Source organism: Sphingobacterium sp. ML3W (assembly GCF_029542085.1).
Classification (GTDB): Bacteria; Bacteroidota; Bacteroidia; order Sphingobacteriales; family Sphingobacteriaceae; genus Sphingobacterium.
This window is the reverse complement of the sequence record NZ_CP107036.1, coordinates 3,705,102-3,722,773: the sequence shown is the minus strand read 5'-3', so window position 1 is coordinate 3,722,773 and position 17,672 is coordinate 3,705,102. Positions and strand designations below refer to the sequence as shown.

Annotated in this window: 9 protein-coding genes; 2 read left to right on the top strand and 7 right to left on the bottom strand. The window is 40.0% G+C overall.

Translation table 11 applies throughout. The features are described from left to right. Positions 1-26: 26 nt before the first annotated feature. The 7 genes from OGI71_RS15825 to OGI71_RS15795 form a co-directional block, all read right to left on the bottom strand. Positions 27-2,429, bottom strand: coding sequence for an ABC transporter permease (locus OGI71_RS15825; RefSeq protein ID WP_282250208.1), 2,403 nt, complete (start codon positions 2,427-2,429; stop codon positions 27-29). A gap of 57 nt (positions 2,430-2,486) precedes the next feature. Continuing rightward, the gene (locus tag OGI71_RS15820) at positions 2,487-4,904 is read right to left on the bottom strand and encodes an ABC transporter permease (protein ID WP_282250207.1); all 2,418 of its coding nucleotides are present in this window, start codon (positions 4,902-4,904) and stop codon (positions 2,487-2,489) included. A 199-nt stretch (positions 4,905-5,103) separates the two neighbouring features. Further along, positions 5,104-7,509 (bottom strand): ABC transporter permease, encoded by a 2,406-nt coding sequence (locus OGI71_RS15815; RefSeq protein WP_282250206.1) that lies wholly within the window; start codon positions 7,507-7,509, stop codon positions 5,104-5,106. 46 nt (positions 7,510-7,555) lie between these two features. Further along, on the bottom strand, positions 7,556-9,973 hold the full coding sequence (locus tag OGI71_RS15810; RefSeq protein WP_282250205.1) for an ABC transporter permease: 2,418 nt from the start codon (positions 9,971-9,973) through the stop codon (positions 7,556-7,558). A gap of 103 nt (positions 9,974-10,076) precedes the next feature. Then, the gene (locus OGI71_RS15805) at positions 10,077-10,760 is read right to left on the bottom strand and encodes an ABC transporter ATP-binding protein (RefSeq protein ID WP_104385115.1); all 684 of its coding nucleotides are present in this window, start codon (positions 10,758-10,760) and stop codon (positions 10,077-10,079) included. A gap of 101 nt (positions 10,761-10,861) precedes the next feature. Then, positions 10,862-13,228 (bottom strand): ABC transporter permease, encoded by a 2,367-nt coding sequence (locus OGI71_RS15800; protein ID WP_282250204.1) that lies wholly within the window; start codon positions 13,226-13,228, stop codon positions 10,862-10,864. Positions 13,229-13,316: 88 nt separating this feature from the next. Then, positions 13,317-14,570 (bottom strand): HlyD family efflux transporter periplasmic adaptor subunit, encoded by a 1,254-nt coding sequence (locus OGI71_RS15795; RefSeq protein ID WP_282250203.1) that lies wholly within the window; start codon positions 14,568-14,570, stop codon positions 13,317-13,319. A gap of 324 nt (positions 14,571-14,894) precedes the next feature. On the opposite strand from OGI71_RS15795, the gene OGI71_RS15790 reads away from it, so the two are divergent. Next, positions 14,895-16,277 (top strand): TolC family protein, encoded by a 1,383-nt coding sequence (locus OGI71_RS15790; RefSeq protein WP_282250202.1) that lies wholly within the window; start codon positions 14,895-14,897, stop codon positions 16,275-16,277. 31 nt (positions 16,278-16,308) lie between these two features. Then, the gene (locus OGI71_RS15785) at positions 16,309-17,670 is read left to right on the top strand and encodes a sigma-54 dependent transcriptional regulator (RefSeq protein ID WP_282250201.1); all 1,362 of its coding nucleotides are present in this window, start codon (positions 16,309-16,311) and stop codon (positions 17,668-17,670) included. Positions 17,671-17,672 lie beyond the last annotated feature (2 nt).

Genomic DNA, 17,672 nt, shown 5'->3' with positions numbered 1-17,672 from the left:
AACCATATGTAGAAATAGTTAAAGGTCTATTCGTCCCTTAGACTATTTACCGGACTCAATAGTGCGGCTTTAAATGTCTGGAATCCTATCGTGATAAATGCGACCAGCGCGACTGATATTATCGCAATCAGGTAAGCCCACCATGGCATCTCAATATGATACACAAAATCATTTAACCAATGACTGAATAGATAATAAGCGATCGGTCCAGCAATAAGAAAGGCAAGAAGAATTAGTTTGATATAATTTGATGAAAGTAAATGAATAATGCTCGGAACACTGGCTCCCAAAACTTTGCGGATACCTATTTCTTTGCTTCGGGCTTCGGTGGTATAGGCTGCCAATCCCAACAGACCTAGACAGGCTATAAAAAGAGTAAGAAACGAAAACATGCTCATGACATTGGATGACCGAATTTCATTTTCATATTGGTCTTGCACATGCTGATCTAAAAAGGAAAAATCGAATGCAGCTTCTGGAGAAACAGTCGTATATATCTTCTTTATTTGTTCGATATATCCTTGAACATCTGTTGTTTTATAACGGATCAATAAGTTGCGTGGTGATTCCGAGGGATCATTCATGGTGTAATAGCTGTAACCCCCGATTTCAGATTTAAGGTTTGCATAATTAAAATCCTGGACGACACCGGTGATGATCGAGTTGGTCGGGCTCATCTCAGTGACAATATGTTTTCCAATGGCTTCCTGTGGAGATTTATATCCTAAGTATTTCAGTACTTTCTCGTTGATCAACATATAACAGGTGGAATCTGGACGTCCCCAAATGTCGGGTAAATCTGTTCCAGCAAGCAGTTTTAATCCAAGTGTATTTACTGTCTTTCCATAAGTAACACAACTTAGTGTTGGTAACCCCTGTTTATCTGTGCTGAGTTTATAGGTTGTTTTTCCACTTTCGTTACTTCCTGGTATGGACTGTGCGAATGTGGTGGATAGCGTATTTGATAAGCTTTGGACCTGTTGATTGAGTGTATTGAGTTTTTCCTGGCTCCGGAAAGAACGGATAGGAATAGAGACCACATGTTCAGGTTGATAACCTAGGTCTTTATTTCGGATATAATTCATCTGGGTGAGCATCACACTAATGCCGATGATTAATATAATCGAAATCGTAAATTGGCATATCACCAATACTTGTCTGATCAGAACTGTTTTCCCTTGTTTGTTATAACCTTTATTCATCAATGCGATCGATTTGATTTTCGATAAGAATAAGGCTGGGTAGCTACCTGCAATAAACGTAATCATAAACCAGGATAGCGCCAATATCCCTAGCATATCCCAGTTCACAAGTTGTCTGATGGTAATATTTGTACTGCCGATAGAATTAAACAGCGGAATCAGAATAACAGACAGCAGCACGCCAAGGATCATAGCAAGAAGGCTAATCGTTGCGGTTTCAACAAAGAAACGGACAACGAGCTGGCTGCGGGTAGCACCAAGTACTTTGTTTACGCCTACTTCTTTCGCATTTTTTTGTGATTTAGCGGTAGCCAGGTTCATGTAATTGATGCAGGCAATCACGATAACAAGAAACGCAAGGATAGATAGCGTGCGAATGGTATCAATGTTTCCCATACGCTTGGTGACGCCCTCCCCGAGATTTGATGAGTAAAGATGTACCTTTAATAATGGTTGTAGGAAAAATTCGGTAAAATATCGGTGATCTTTTTCGACATATTTGTCAATGAGTTTAGTTGCTTCTTGCGCAACAATTGCTGGATCAGCTCCTTTTTTTAGTAATATATAAGTCTCATAACTGGCATTACTCCAATAGACATTTTGCCCCATCCATGAATCCATAATATTCATGACCATATTACAGTCCAGGGTGCTGTTGGCAGGGAGATCCTTGAATACTCCGGTTACCTGTACAGTATCCCTTTGGTTAATGGAAATGAGTTTGCCGAGTGCTTCACTGTTTCCGAACAACTTCTCTTTTGTTGATTGGGAAAGCACAATACTCTTTTTGTTCAGGAACGCAGTATGTACACTACCTTCAATAAATTGGAAGTCAAAGATGGAGAATAGTGTGGAATCTGCAAGGTATAATTGTCTCTCATTAAAATTTTCCTCACCAGCGCGGATGGAAGCCGTTGCTCCAAAGCCATCTTTTACCAACCGTACCATATTATCGACCTGTGCAATATCTGATTTCAATGCGGGGCCCACTGCATTGGGGAGGTTGATCATCTTCTCCCGATTGTATTCCGCCGACAGCTGCATGTGCAACCGGTATATATTATTGGCTTTTGTATACATGGTATCAAAACTCAGTTCCTGACGGATAAAAGCAAATAGCAGAAGGGATACACAGATGCCAATCGCTAATCCGCTAATATTAAGGATGCTGAAAAATCGGTTGGCCCGAATACTTCGCCAGGTTGTTTTTATGTAGTTTTTGATCATGATCGTATCTATTTGTTTCGTGCTGATATATTAAGTTTGTTCTTGATTGTATACTATTTATTCATCTCTCAGGCTATCTACCGGATTGGCTTTAGCGGCTTTAAACGTTTGAAAGCTAACGGTGACCAGGGCAATGAGAACAGCTGAAAATCCAGCAAAAGCAAACATCCACCATTTTGGCTCAATATGGTAGGCGAAATTATCCAGCCACTTATTCATTGCTATCCATGATAATGGTGTAGCGATACAAAGCGCAATGACTAATAGTCTGATAAAATCGGAAGAAAGCAGCAGCACTAAATTGTATATGGAAGCACCAAGCACTTTGCGGACCCCGATTTCTTTGGTACGCTGTTGAGCCGTATAGGTCACCAGTCCAAGTAAACCTAAGCAAGCAATGAAAAGAGCGAGACTTGAAAAGGCTGTAAAGAGTCTTCTAAAATTAAAATCGGCTTCGTATTGACGGTTAAAATTATCATCTAAGAAACTATATAGAAAAGGACGGTGAGGGGCGAGTTCGGTCCATAATTTGCCAATTCGGTCAATTGTTTGCTGATTGACATTTTGTAGATTCACGGCCAAATAACGACTGCTACTTGGCTCAAGTCGTAGCGCTAGTGGCTCAATTTTGCGATGTAGAGACAGGTAATTGAAATCTTTTACAACGCCGATGACCGTACCTTCTTTGCCCCACTGTCTAAATTGTTTTCCGATGATATCCTGTGGGTTTGAATAGCCCCATAATTTGGCTGCCGATTCATTAATCACAAGTGAATGGGCGCTATCTGCTGGGAAATCGCGTGAGTAAGCTCTTCCCGCAGCCATCTTGATGCCCATATTGGGGATAAAGTCTATATCTACTTCATATAGTGAAGGAGCGAAATCGGTCATTTTACCATCTATCGACATAATTTCTGTGCCGGCATTTGGAAAAAATGCTCCCGGAACTGTGCGTGAAGCCGTCACCGACTGTACATCTTTATCTTTTGCGAGTATATTTTTGATTGCCTCTAAGTTATTGTTGACTTTTTCATCGAAATTATAGTCGATGATTAGACGTTGTGCTTTTTGAAATCCAAGGTCTTGCTGTTGCAGTTGATTCAATTGTGAGAATACAATCACAGTACCTGCAATCAATGCAATAGAAAGACAGAATTGAAACACGACGAGACCCCGACGTAACAATGTCCCACCTTTACTGTTGCTAAAGGTCCCCTTAAGAACTTTAATCGGTTTAAAATTTGCCAGGATCAATGCGGGATAGCTGGCGGCTAATATCCCGGTTATAAGTGTTACCAAAAAGAAAATAGTCCATGTCGTGCTGTTAAGGAGGGTTGAATAACCAAACTGTTTACCGGAAAAAGCTTCCATAAAAGGGAGAAAGGCAATAACTAAAGCGATAGCCAATATACCGCCGATAAATACAAGTACCAGCGACTCAGACATAAACTGTAGAATCAGATTGCTTTTATTGGCACCGATAGCTTTTCGGACACCGACTTCCTTGGCACGCTCCATGGATCTAGAGGTGGCAAGATTCATAAAGTTAACACAGGCAATCAGCAGGATAAATCCCCCGATAATCGCGAAAATGTACAAATTTTGAAAGCTACCCGTTGTTCCTGGTTGGCGATCCGCAGTGGAGTGCATATATGCCTGAAGCATGGGCTCGAGATGGAAACTGTATTTTGAATTGGCATTTTCATGTACAGGGATGTGCCGTTTGAGAAAGTCAGGTATCTTCTGATTGAATTTTGTACTATCAAATTCTTTAGATGTCAAAAAGTAGGTGTAAAAATCTACATAGTCCCAACCTTCTTTTTCGAAGACACCCGGTCTTGCTTTTCGAAAGGTACTCATAGATAGTAAAGCATCGAAGGTAAAATGTGAGTTGGCCGGTACGTCAGCCATCACAGCTGTTACCGTATACAGACCGGCATCAGCGCGACCTGCTGCTAATCCCCCTTCAATGGTTTTGCCAATGGGATTCTGATCACCGAAATACTTTTTAGCAGTGCTTTCTGTTAATACAACAGAATATGCATTTTTTAATGCTGTATGTGGATTTCCTGCCAAAATTTTCCAACTGAATACATCGAATGCTGTAGAATCCATGAAAAATACATTTTCTTCCTGGAATCTATTTTCTCCTTGCTTGAGTAGGATGGACGTTTGCCCGGAGAATTGAACGATCTTCTCTATCTCATGGAAGTCGGCTTTCAGAGCTTCTCCGATCGGAGCATTTCCCCAGATTTGATGTTGTTCTGTGCTGCCGACTTCTTTATAGTCATGTGCGATGCGGAAAATGCGGTCTTTGTTGACATGATATTTATCGTAGGAAAGTTCATTCTGTACATAAATAACAATTAATAAACAGCAAGCCAAACCAATGGCGAGACCTACAATATTTATGGTGGCATAACCTCTATTCTTTAGAATATTGCGCCAGGCTATTTTAATATAATTTTGTATCATGATTGCTGTTTTTTAAAATTATCTAGTTCAGTAAGTTGCTTTTCGTAGCAACGCTAACTTTAGTATTTCATTTATTTGCCTTTTAAACATTTATCGTGATAAATACTGCTCTCAGTTCTAATTGAGATGATGTATGTAGAGAGCGCAATGGGCTCATTATTGAGACCCATTACTTTCTCTGATCACTATTGAGCTTCTTTTATTCATCTCTTAAACTATCGACTGGATTTGCACGTGCGGCCCGCAATGATTGAAAACTTAATGTCAAAAATGCTATTCCTATCGTGAGTACGGCAGGTATAAAAAATAACCACCATTGTATATCTATCTTAAATGTGATATCCTGCAGCCATTCGTGCATGGCCCACCAGGCAATTGGCGTTGATACCAATATTGAAATGATGATTAGTCTGATGTAATCTTTAGACAGTAGACCAATGATACCCGTAACTGAACTTCCCAATACTTTGCGGATTCCAATTTCTTTTGTGCGCTGTACAGTTGTTATCGTAACTAAGCCGACGAGGCCAAGGCAGCTCAGCAATAAGGTTATTGCAGTTGCCAAATTGATAATCTTGGACAGTCGCATGTCAGTCTCGTAAAGGGATTTGATCTCCTGGTCATAAAAGCGATAGCTGAATTTTGCATGTGGATAAATACTTTTCCATTCTTTTTCGAGGTTTGCCAAGGCAGTCGACCATTTTTTTGGATCATGATCCAGACGGATGTTGATGTGTCCGAGTGGGCCTCTACCGGATGAAACTTCCATCACAATAGGATTAAACTGTTGGTGAAGATCTTTGCTGTGGAAATTGGCTATAATACCTACAATTTTTACCTTTTTGTCTCTGGAGATAACAGATTGTCCGATTGCTTCATCAACATTCTTATATCCCAGTTCGGTCATTGCTTTTTTGTTGATTATGATCCCAGAACTCGTATCAGACATCATTAATTTGCGGCCGGCAAGAAGTTTTATATCATAGAGGTCAATGTAATCCTGATCAACATACTTGTATTGCATGATTCTATTTTTGATTTCCTCTTCGCCATATCTACGGATTCTATTTCCCCAATAACTATCATCCATAGGAAAATGTCCCAAGGAGACACGGGTGATTTCGGGATATTTGGATAAGGCCTGTTTAAATACAAATGGATCTGTTGTTGCTTTATCAGCAGCCCGATTGGGAATTGATACGGTCACAATAGCATCTTTAGTAAATCCCAGATCGCTCTTGAGCATATGTTTGATCTGAATGGTGATCACGAAAGTGCCAATAAGGAAAACCTGAGCGATAATAAACTGAAAGATAATCAGTCCTTTGCGGAGGTATATTCCCTTGTTTGAGTTGTTGGATAAAGTCTTTATTTTCATGACCTCGATCAATTTTACTTTGTTGATCAATATCGATGGATATATTCCAGAGAAGCATGTGATTAAGACGAGTAACCCAATGATAAATAACAACAGATTGAACTGATCGTTGTAGTTGTTGATGTCCGAAGGGATAAAATCGCTGAACAGTATTTCCATCATTTTTGTAAAAGGCCAGGAAAGCAAGAGGGCGAATAGTGCGACCCAAAAAGTCTCTGTTAGAAAGCTTCGGGTCAAATAGACTTCCCGTTCCCCCAGTGTTTTCCGTATACCGATGGATCGTGCGCGCATAGGCACCATCGCGGTACTTAGATTGATATAATTGATCACAGCTAATACAAGTAGAAAGGCAGCTATTCCGATAAGTCCATAAAACACCTTGATATTGCTGTAATTTTGTATAATAGGGTTAAAATGCAGCTCAGATAATGATGAAAAACGGGCGGTTTGCTTATAGTTCTCTTTTTTATATTCTTCGCCATTCATCTGCACTAATTTTTGATCGATGGTATTCGCGAGATTTTTAAGATGATTGGCAGATTTGACTTTGACGAATAACTGATAATAGTTCATCAACATCATCCAATTGTTTAAATTCGGATCCTGATCAGGTATTTTGATAAATTCTTTACCAATAAAAGTACTTGGGTAACTTAGGTCTTCTACAATGCCAGATACAGTAAACTGTGTCGTGTCATAAGAAATGGTCTTGCCTATAATATCCTGATTTTGCAGTTTTGGGAAATAGGCTTTCGCACGCGATTCGGTAAGAACGACTTCATTCCGGAGCTTGAAAAGCTGATGCGGACTTCCGACAAGCCATTTATAGGGTACCATTTTAAAATAGTCGGCAGTCGTTGCAAAAATCTTTTCCTGTCCGGCAAATTCTGTGGGCGTTTCACTTCTGGAAGCTGGTGTTACGATTTCAAAATAACGATTATAATAAGGTACAACCAATTCGACATCTTGCGAGTTCTCTTTCAGGTAATAAGGAAGGGGAAATGGTACTGCGTCAAAATCCCCATCTGTATTTTTATCCTGTGTATGGAAATATACCTTGTATATCTGCTCTTTGTCTGGATGTTGTCGGTCAAAACTAAATTCATAATTGACAATACGAAAGATAAACCAACAGGCGCTTATACCTATGGCAAGTCCCAATACATTCAGAACGGTAAAAAGACGGTGTCGCCAGAGTTGTCTAAAAATCAATTTCATATTACTCATCACAATTCAGTTTTATTGGGTTTATATTTTACAAAATGGCTCTTTATTATTCATCTCTTAAACTATCTACAGGATTTGCACGGGCGGCACTGACGGATTGATAGCTCATGGCTAAAAATGCTACGCCAATAGTTACTATCGCTGGAATGATAAACATCCACCAGCTGAGATCTATTTTAAAAGCAAAGTCTGTTAGCCATTTATCAATCGCCAACCAGGCAATCGGTGTAGCAATTAGGATCGAGATAACAATGAGTTTGATATAATCTTTTGAGAGCAGGAGCACAATTCCACTGACCGTGCTTCCCAAAATTTTTCGGATACCGATCTCTTTTGTCCGTTGATGCGTAGTTAATGTCACTAAACCGATCAATCCCAAGCAACTTAATAAAATGGTAATTGATGTTGACAAATTGATTATTTTATAAAAACGATAGTCTTTCTCATAGAGTTCCTTGATCCGCTCGTCATAAAATTGGTAGGTAAATGGTGCATTTGGATATACGTTTTCCCATTCGGTCTTTATGGATGCAATCGCCTGATGCCATTTTTTAGGATCTCCATTTAATTTGATATTAATATTCTGCAGCGTGCCCTTGTTGGTTGAAATTTGCATAGCAAGGGGTTCTAATGGAGCGTGGAGATTAAAGTTGTGGAAATCGGCCAATACACCAACAATTGTCGTTGGACGATCGCTTACGGTAACAATTGTTCCGACTGCATCAGCAGGGGATTTAAATCCAAACTTACTAATAGCCTTTTGATTGATCAGTATTCCTGATGTTGTATCCGAAAGTTTGAGGGGCCGCCCGGCCAGTAATTTCATTTGGAATACATCCAGGTAATTTTCTTCAATATATTTAAAAGGCATATTGACCAAGATCTGACCGGTATCGCTCTGCATCATGATATTATTTCCCCATTGATCATTATTCATTGGGAGGTGACCTAGCGAAACCTGCTCTATTTCAGGATATTTTTGAAGGAGCTCTTTCAACAGAAATGGACTTTTACCTGAATCTTCCGCTTTTCTATAGGGCAGTTTGAGTGTAATAACAGCATCATCCTGAAAACCAACATCGCTGTTTAAAGCATGTTGTAGCTGTAAACCCATGATCACTGTCAGTACGACAAAAGCCTGAGCGATTACAAATTGAAAGACGATGAGAACCTTTCTGAGCGAAATGCCACCAAACGAAATTTTATCTGTTGCATGTATTTTGATGGCCTCTACAACGTGTACTTTGTTGATAACATAAGCTGGATATAGACTGGAAACCAACGTGAGTAGGATAATAAGACCCAATAGAAAGATAAAAACGGATAAACCATCTGAATAGGCATTTATATTTTCCGGAAGATATGTACTAAAGGTAAGTTCAAATATCTTGACCAATGGCCAGGAGAATAATAGCCCAAATAGACAGGTAAAAAAGGTTTCTTTGATAAAGGACAGTGTCAGGTGTCTGGGTTGTTCTCCTAATGTTTTTCGAATACCAATTTCTCGGGCCCGGGCAGGAACACGAGCCGTTGTCAGGTTGATATAATTGATACTAGCCAGTATAAGGAGAAATATTGCTATACCTATAAGCCCGAATAACACCTTTTTGTCGCTTCCATCCAGGATGAATTTATTGAAATGCAAGTCCGTCAGTGGTGCTAATTCATAACCAGGAGTTATATTGTACTGTTTAAATTCTTCGCCAGCCATTTCCTTAAACTTTTTGGTAGCTAGCGCAATCACTTGCGAAGGCTGTCCATTTTCAGTTAATTTAACATAAACATGGAAATTTGAACTTGAATTTTCCCAATTCTCTGCTTCCTGAGGATTGGGGTTTACACGGATAAATTCTTTGGAGATAAAACTGCTCGGGTAGTCTAAGTCGGCGACAACTCCGGTCACGGTAAGGAGCTGATCATCGTATTGCATTGTCTTGCCGAGAAGGGATTTTAAGTCTGCATCGGGGAAATATTGTTTTGCACGTGAGGCCGTCAGGATAATTTCATTGTTGTTTTTGAGTGCAGTATTAGGATTACCAACAATCCATTTGTAGGGAACAAGTTTAAAATAGTCCGTAGTGGCTGCAGCAATTTTGTCCTGCGCATTGAATTCCAATGTTTCGTTGTTGGAACGCTTTACTTTAATGCTTTCAAATGATCGATTAGCGATAGGTGCTACCAATTCCAATCCGGTCAGATCTTTCTTTAAATTAGCACCGAGATAAGCACCAAGAGGGTAGGGGGTCCCATCAAAACGATGGATATTTTCACCTTCCTTAAATGCCGAGTAAAGTTTATAAATCCGTTCCTTGTCGGGATGATTCTGGTTAAAACTGAATTCGTAATTGACAATTCGAAATACAATCCAGCTTGCGCTGACCCCGATCGCTAGACCGATGATATTCAGGAAGGTAAACAGACGGTTACGTCCCCATTGTCTCAAAATTAATTTTAAACCTTTCATCTTTTTATATTTTAAACTCGTTTAACAGCTCTTGATCCTTCATAGGTAAGCGCTTTAGGTTTTTAAGAACATTTTTTGTCCTTAAAATGGATAGCTAGCTTTGCTAGGATCCTAATGATGTTGTTTCCATAATGACCTGACCATCCAGCATACGGATGACACGATCCGAAAATTTGGCGTCGTGTTCACTGTGGGTTACCATGACGATGGTTGTGCCAGCTTCGTTCAACTCCGTTAAGAGCTGCATCACTTCGTTACCATTGTTGGAATCCAGATTACCAGTAGGCTCATCGGCAAGAATTAATTTGGGATTATTGACGACTGCACGGGCAACGGCTACACGCTGTTGCTGTCCTCCGGAAAGCTGTTGTGGAAAGTGATTGCGGCGGTGCATGATCTGTACCTTCTCCAATACTTCTTCGACACGTTTTTTACGTTCGGCTGCTGGGACATTGGTATAGACAAGAGGAAGTTCCACGTTTTCAAATACCGTCAATTCATCAATCAGATTAAAACTCTGGAATACGAAACCGATATTGTGCTTACGCAGATCCGAACGGCCGCGTTCTTTAAATTTGGCCACTTCGATCTCGTTGAATAAATAGCTCCCTTCATCCAGATCATCCAATAGTCCGATTATATTCAGTAAAGTTGATTTGCCACAACCAGAAGGACCCATCACGGCAACAAATTCACCTTCTTTTACGTGAATATTCAAATTGTTCAATGCGACAGTCTCTACTTCTTCCGTGCGGTAATACTTTTGAAGATTGGTTATTTTAATCATATTTTTTGCGCTCATGGTCTTATGTTTTGGGTCCTCGGCAATCGCTTTAGACGGTTATTATTCTGTTTAATTCTATTCTTGTAAATTGTTTATTTTTCTGTTTATTCGTCTCTGAGTGTCTTGGTCGGATTGGCTATTGCTGCTTTAAAAGCTTGTGAGCTAATCGTTAATAAGGCTATTATTATCGCAGATAGGCCACTCAGTACAAAGACTGTCCAAGAAATAGTGACGTGATGTGCATAATCTGCGAGCCATTTGTGCATGAAAATCCAGGCAATCGGGAATGCAATGATACAGGAGATACCAATAAGGATAATAAATTCGCGATTAAGCATCTGAATAAGGCCTGAAACAGAGGCACCGAGGACTTTACGTATACTGATCTCTTTGGCACGTTGTTCTGTCGCAAAGGCGGCTAAACCAAATAGACCTAAGCATGAAATAATAATGGATATAATCGCAAATACGCTGGATAGCTGTTGTATAAAAAGTTCAGCCTGAAATTTGCTATTGAAGGTTTCATCCAAAAATTTGTAATCGAAAGGAAATCCGGGGTTATTTTTTACAATAATCTTTTCAATTTGCTGAATAGCTTGTGGGAGGTCAATCCCTGCTTTTGTCCGGATATTCAATAGGCCACTCTCTCTGACTAGCGGAATAAATAACATCGGATCTGGATCGGCATACACGTTGTTATAAACAAAGTTTTTGACGACTCCGGCAATAGTATAATTTTCTTCGCCGTAATTAAGGATACTACCCACTACATGACCATCTTTGCGGATTAATTTAGCCAGGGTTTCATTAATAAGAACCGAAGTGCTGTCACCTAGTAAGTTGGCGTGGAAGTTTCTTCCATCAAACATTTTAAGATCTAATGCGGGTACTAATCCTTCATCTGCGCGAAACATTCCGATCAGAATACTCTTGTTGGGATCTTTTCCTTCCCAATTGAAGCCAGAGGTGTTATTGTAAATGTTGAGAATACTCACATCACTGACACCGACCTGCTCCACTAATCCAGTTGCGATGAGCTGGTTTTTGATCAGGGGAAGATGTTTGGCCATGTCCCCTTGCAATGCGGTGGTCAGTACCTGGCTCTTGTCAAAACCCAGGTCTTTATTTTTGTTGTGTTGTATTTGCTGATAAATGATAATCGTACAAATGATCAGTACAACTGATGCGGTATACTGTAGCACAACTAATCCCTTGCGGATAAGACTTCCGGTCCCGGCTTTCTGCTTTGCTCCTTTGATCGTAGATAGTGGTTTAAAAGCGGACAGAAAGAATGCGGGATAGCTTCCTGCAAATAGTCCGCATATTAAAGTAATTGTGATGACAAAGGCAAGATGCATCGGTTTTAATAAATCGACCTGAAGGTCTTGGCCAATCATGGTATTAAATGGCCGAATACAGATATAAACCAATAAAATAGCGACTAAAGAGGAGATAGAGGCTAGGACCAATGATTCTGCGAGAAATTGACCGATCAACGATTGACGACTTGCGCCGACAACTTTGCGCATACCGACTTCTTTTGCTCTTTTTTCGGATCTGGCGGTAGCGAGATTCATAAAATTGATACAGGCAATCAGCAAAACGATCCACGCAATAATGGTGAATAGACGAATATTTTTTAAGCTTCCTTCTATCTCATTTCCACTGTTGTCAAAACGGTTATACGTAATCCATCTTTCCATTGGATATAGGAAGTTTTGTGAAAAAGTAACCTCTCCATTGGTTCTGTTTTTGACGTAGTTCATTAGCTGTTTGTTGATACGATCAACATTTGCATTTTCTTCAACCTGAATTAAAGTCTGGATACCATTATTGTCCCATCTGGTCAGCCAGTCTTGGGTAGACTCAAATTTTTTGAAGGGAATTAACCATTGAAATTCATAACTACTATTTTTAGGGAGGTCTTTTGTAATGGCTGAAACGATGTAAAGGTCCTTGTTATTGGTCTTCACTGTTTTGCCTAGAGCTGGTTGGTTACCAAATAATTTTTTCGCACCAGATTCTGATAAAATGATGTTATCTACTTTGTCAAACGCGGTCTTACGATCTCCCTCCATAAATTCAAGGGAAAGCACGTCCGCAACGGTCGCATCAGCATATAGCCCATTTTGAAATAAATTGTTGTCACCAACAGAGAATAACATTGGGCTATTCCATGTCATACGTACGGCATGTTTAATGCCTGGAATCTCTTTCGCTATATTTTGTGCCAGGGGACCGGGGGTTGATTCGAACACAAAGGTTGCACCATCATAGGTCTGTTTTGACTTGACGATGTAGATATCCTTTTTGTTGGGGAAGTTATCGTTATAACTTAACTGATTTTCTACCCATAAAAAGATCAACGCTGCCGCTGCAATGCCAATCGCTAACCCAAAAATATTGAGAAAGCTGTAACCTTTGGTTTTCCAAAGGTTTCGAAAGGCTGTTTTTATAAAGTTCTTTATCATTGTGGTATTGTGTAATTGGTGTTGCTTATTCGGATTTTGCTTAAATAAGCCAGTGGTACCCCGCTGGCTTTATTTTGTCAATTTAAACTTACCTTTTAATACTTAATTCCTGTACTTTATCATATGTTTCGTAGCTTGATACGACTACCTTGTCTCCGGGTTGTAACCCTTTGATAACTTCATAATATTCAGGGTTCTGTCTCCCCAGTTGAATGTCGATACGATAGGCTGTATTTCCATTCTTATCGAGCTTGAAGATCCAGTTGCCGCCAGTCTGCTGATAGAAACCGCCTTTAGCTAATAATAATGCTTTTGTTTCATCACTTAAGGCGAGACGTATCTGTAACGTTTGTCCGCGGCGGATTCCTTTGGGTACTTCATTGATAAATTCCATATCAACTTGGAAGCGGCCGTTCGTTACCTGTGTGTATACCTTTTTAATACGAAGCTTGTAGGTTTTGTCACCAATGGAAAACTCGCCCTGTAGATCTGGGAAAATACGGTTAATATAATGCTCATCAATATCAGCACGCACTTTAAATCCAGTCAATACGTCGATCTGTCCCAAGCGTTCGCCCGCATTTTTGTTCTGTCCAATTTCGGCATCAAAGGCTGTTAACTGACCATCTACAGGTGACCGCACAATGAGGTCACCGATTTTCCGTTTCATTAATTCCAATGCACTTTGTGTACGTTGGTAAGTCTGTTTGTCCTGATTGGTTTTCTGAGCGTTGGATATTTCGTCTTGTTTTAGGATCTGTTTCGTTAGATTGACTCGTTCCTTTTGGTAATTATATTCATTTTTTGATTTTTCAAATTCCTGTGATCCAATGGCTTTTTCGTTAAGCAATTTCTGATTTAAACGATAGATCCGCTCCGCTTCTCTAAAAGCCTGTTCGACATCTGCCATCTGGTTACGGTTGTTAATAGATGCTTGTTGTGCATTGGTCTGCGCGATTTGCGACTGTGTCAAAAGGTTCAGTACTTGAGTTTCCTGTTGAACTAATGTGAGCTCCTGATCTGTATTGGATAGACGCATAATCGGATCACCTTTTTTTAAGACAGTACCATCTTCAACAAATTTTTCCTCCACACGACCACCTACAGAAGCATCGAGATAGATGCTGCTGATCGGAAGCACTGTACCATTGATTGGAATGAATTCCTGAAAGTTACCATTTTTTATTTCGACAATAGAGATACGGTCCGCTTCTACATTTAGCTTGCTTTTGCCCGAGGTAAAGTAAAAGCTCGCGCCGATTAATCCAACGATGCCAGCAATCCCTACAATGGTCATAATGCGTTTGCTATTCCACTTCTTCTTTTCTAAAGGTCTGTCCATAATTTAATATCAATTTGCTATGTAACTATGAAAGCTGTGCCAATAATTTAACGTATTGATTTTTAGTTGTTTATTTTGTGTGTACCACTGTTCGGTGTTCGATAGCGGACACTTCATGTACGATGGCGTACAACCCTGGTCTTATCTGTGTTTTTCGCTGTTTATTTTTATTGTATTTTAATAAGATTGTGTGGGTGTTCAATATCGGACAGTTGATTGTACGAACTTGGACATTGATTGTTTGTGGTTTTGTGCATCTTGTTGATAATCAGAAATTTTATTGTTTGGCATGGGGATGGTCTGCTTGGAAAACAAAAAGTGGATATGAAGAGAATCTATATATATAGTACATTATGTTTTTTGCTGACTTACATGAAAGTTGACGCACAGCAGGTTGAGCAAGAAACAGGGGAGAAGGACGTTGTAAAAGTAGAAACTGCCACTAACGGAGATAAGCAGGATACAAAACGCAGCCTAGCCGAATGTATCCAATTGGCGATAAAAGCCAATCCTACCTTATTACAAAATGAATTAGCTGTTAGACGTGCGGAGGTGAATCTTTCGCAAGCCAAATCGAATCGATTGCCTGATTTAAATGGACGTTTAGGCCATAGCCTTACTTCAGGACGTTCGGTTGATAACGCGACAAATCAGTATATTACTAGAAATAACTCATCTGGAAATTTTGGGTTGGATGCTAGTGTACCCGTTTTTAATGGATTTCGCATATTGAATGATATTCGGATGCGGGCAGATGCGAAGACGGCTGGAAAGCTTGAATTTGATTCGCAGGTCAACGCGTTGAAACTGGATGTTATTACGGCTTATATTCAAGTATTAACAGCACAAGATGTGTTGAAGCAATCGGAGATGCAGACAGAGGTCACACGTGAGCAGGTGCGTCGTGCAGAATCGATGCAAAAAGAAGGGGCAATTAATCCCGGTGATTATTTTGATCTGAAAGGGCAACTTGCTAACGATATCAATATGATCGAAAGCAATAAACAGCGACTTTATACGAACCGTGTGAAGTTGGCCGGGTTTTTAAATGTAGACGAGGCACAATTGGGCGATTTACAAGCATTGGAATTAAAGACTGATGCACAAAAATTGGACGCTACAGCACTTTATAAATTGGCGACGGAGAGCCTTCCAGATATCCCGGCACTGGAATGGAGGATTAAGGCGGCCGAAAAGAATATCAAAATAGCACAATCATCCTATTGGCCTTCTTTATCTTTAAATGGTGGGTTGAGTTCGAATTATTCTAAAAATGTAACGACTGGAGGTTATTGGTATCAGATGAAAAATAATCTTGGGAAGTCTGTATCATTAAATCTTTCAATACCTGTTTTTAATAGATTTAAGGTTAAGAATGATGTTAAACTGGCTAAACTAGATTTGGAATCAAGTAAATTTCAACGCGAGATTGCGCTGAATAATTTAAGGGCCGAGACTGCAAATGCGGTTTTTAACCTGAAAAATGCTAGCAATACGATCACGCAATTGCATGAGCAAAATACAAATTATGCTGAATCATTTCGTATCGCTAAGGTTGTCTTTGAACTGGGAAATAGTAATTCAGTCATATTTTTAACTGCAAAGACAAAATATGATAATAGCCAGATTCAATTGGTTGTCAAGCAGTATGAGTGGCTGCTACAAAAATATATCAATGATTATTACGCTGGCTCGTTAAATTTATAGTTATCTTAGTGTCTGAATGAAGCCAGGGAATATGAAAAAAGCATCTATTTTAGTTGTCGACGATGACCAAGATTTACTTACGGCAGCACGGATCTTGCTAAAACCTAAAGTCAGCCATGTTCAAGTCGAATCTAATCCAGAGAACCTAATTGGGCATTTGGAGAAAATGCCTTATGACCTTGTGCTTCTGGATATGAATTTCAAAAGCACAATCAATACCGGAAATGAGGGTTTATATTGGTTGTCGCGGATCAAGGAAAAATTTCCACAGGTTCATGTGATTATGATCACAGCCTATGGGGCTGTGGATCTGGCTGTAAAATCGCTGAAACAGGGTGCCGCTGATTTTGTGGTCAAGCCTTGGGAAAACGAACAGTTGCTGGCAACAATTGAAAGCACGCTTGCAGAATCAAAAAATAGAGAAAAGAAAAATAAGAGTTCGCTGTTACGTTCCAGTAATAGTCCGGATCTGATCGGTAACTCAGTTGTCATGGACGAACTGCAATATAAGCTTGAGAAGATAGCACCAACGGATGCTAATATCTTGATTTTGGGTGAAAATGGTACAGGTAAGGATTTGATTGCACAAGCTATTCAACGGCGCTCGTTGCGCTCGGATCAGGTCTATGTGAAAGTTGACGTAGGTGCGTTGACAGAGACATTGTTTGAAAGTGAACTTTTCGGCTATAAAAAAGGGGCATTCACAGATGCGCGGGAAGACCGTCAGGGACGTTTTGAAGCGGCAAATGGTGGAACGTTGTTTCTGGATGAAATCGGAAATATCTCGTTACAGCAACAGGCCAAACTATTGACTGTGCTGCAAAATCGACAAGTTACGCCGTTGGGTTCTTATCAACCTATCCCTGTGGATATACGCCTAATCTCCGCAACCAATGTATCCCTTAAACACTTGGCCGACGAAAGCCGTTTTCGAAAGGATTTGATTTATCGGATCAATACCGTGGAAATTCAAGTTCCTCCTTTACGGGATAGGGGAGAAGATATTAGACTATTGGCGGCACATTTTCTGGATATCTATGCGAAGAAGTACAATAAACGGATAGAAGGATTTGAACCGGATGCCATAAAAAAGCTCTTTGCTTACCACTTTCCTGGAAATGTGCGTGAGTTGCAATACAGTATCGAACGGGCTGTTATCATGGCCGATCAAGTAAGTATTGCTGGAAATGATCTGTTTTTCTCTCCTATTGAGCAGCAAGCTGAACAGGTCGTTGTTGAATCAGTTCCTAGTAGTCAAAATCTAGAAGAGCTGGAGCGAAAAGCCATTAAGTCGGCCATAGAACGTTATAATGGAAATATCAGTAAGGCAGCAAAGGAATTGGGGCTTACTCGTGCGGCACTCTATAGGCGTTTGGAGAAATACGATATCTAGTC

Coding starts and splice junctions, on each gene's coding strand:
- OGI71_RS15800 (WP_282250204.1), bottom strand. CDS start 13,228: ATGATAAAGAACTTTATAAAAACAGCCTTTCGAAACCTTTGGAAAACC.
- OGI71_RS15790 (WP_282250202.1), top strand. CDS start 14,895: ATGAAGAGAATCTATATATATAGTACATTATGTTTTTTGCTGACTTAC.
- OGI71_RS15785 (WP_282250201.1), top strand. CDS start 16,309: ATGAAAAAAGCATCTATTTTAGTTGTCGACGATGACCAAGATTTACTT.
- OGI71_RS15810 (WP_282250205.1), bottom strand. CDS start 9,973: ATGAAAGGTTTAAAATTAATTTTGAGACAATGGGGACGTAACCGTCTG.
- OGI71_RS15805 (WP_104385115.1), bottom strand. CDS start 10,760: ATGATTAAAATAACCAATCTTCAAAAGTATTACCGCACGGAAGAAGTA.
- OGI71_RS15795 (WP_282250203.1), bottom strand. CDS start 14,570: ATGGACAGACCTTTAGAAAAGAAGAAGTGGAATAGCAAACGCATTATG.
- OGI71_RS15815 (WP_282250206.1), bottom strand. CDS start 7,509: ATGAGTAATATGAAATTGATTTTTAGACAACTCTGGCGACACCGTCTT.
- OGI71_RS15825 (WP_282250208.1), bottom strand. CDS start 2,429: ATGATCAAAAACTACATAAAAACAACCTGGCGAAGTATTCGGGCCAAC.
- OGI71_RS15820 (WP_282250207.1), bottom strand. CDS start 4,904: ATGATACAAAATTATATTAAAATAGCCTGGCGCAATATTCTAAAGAAT.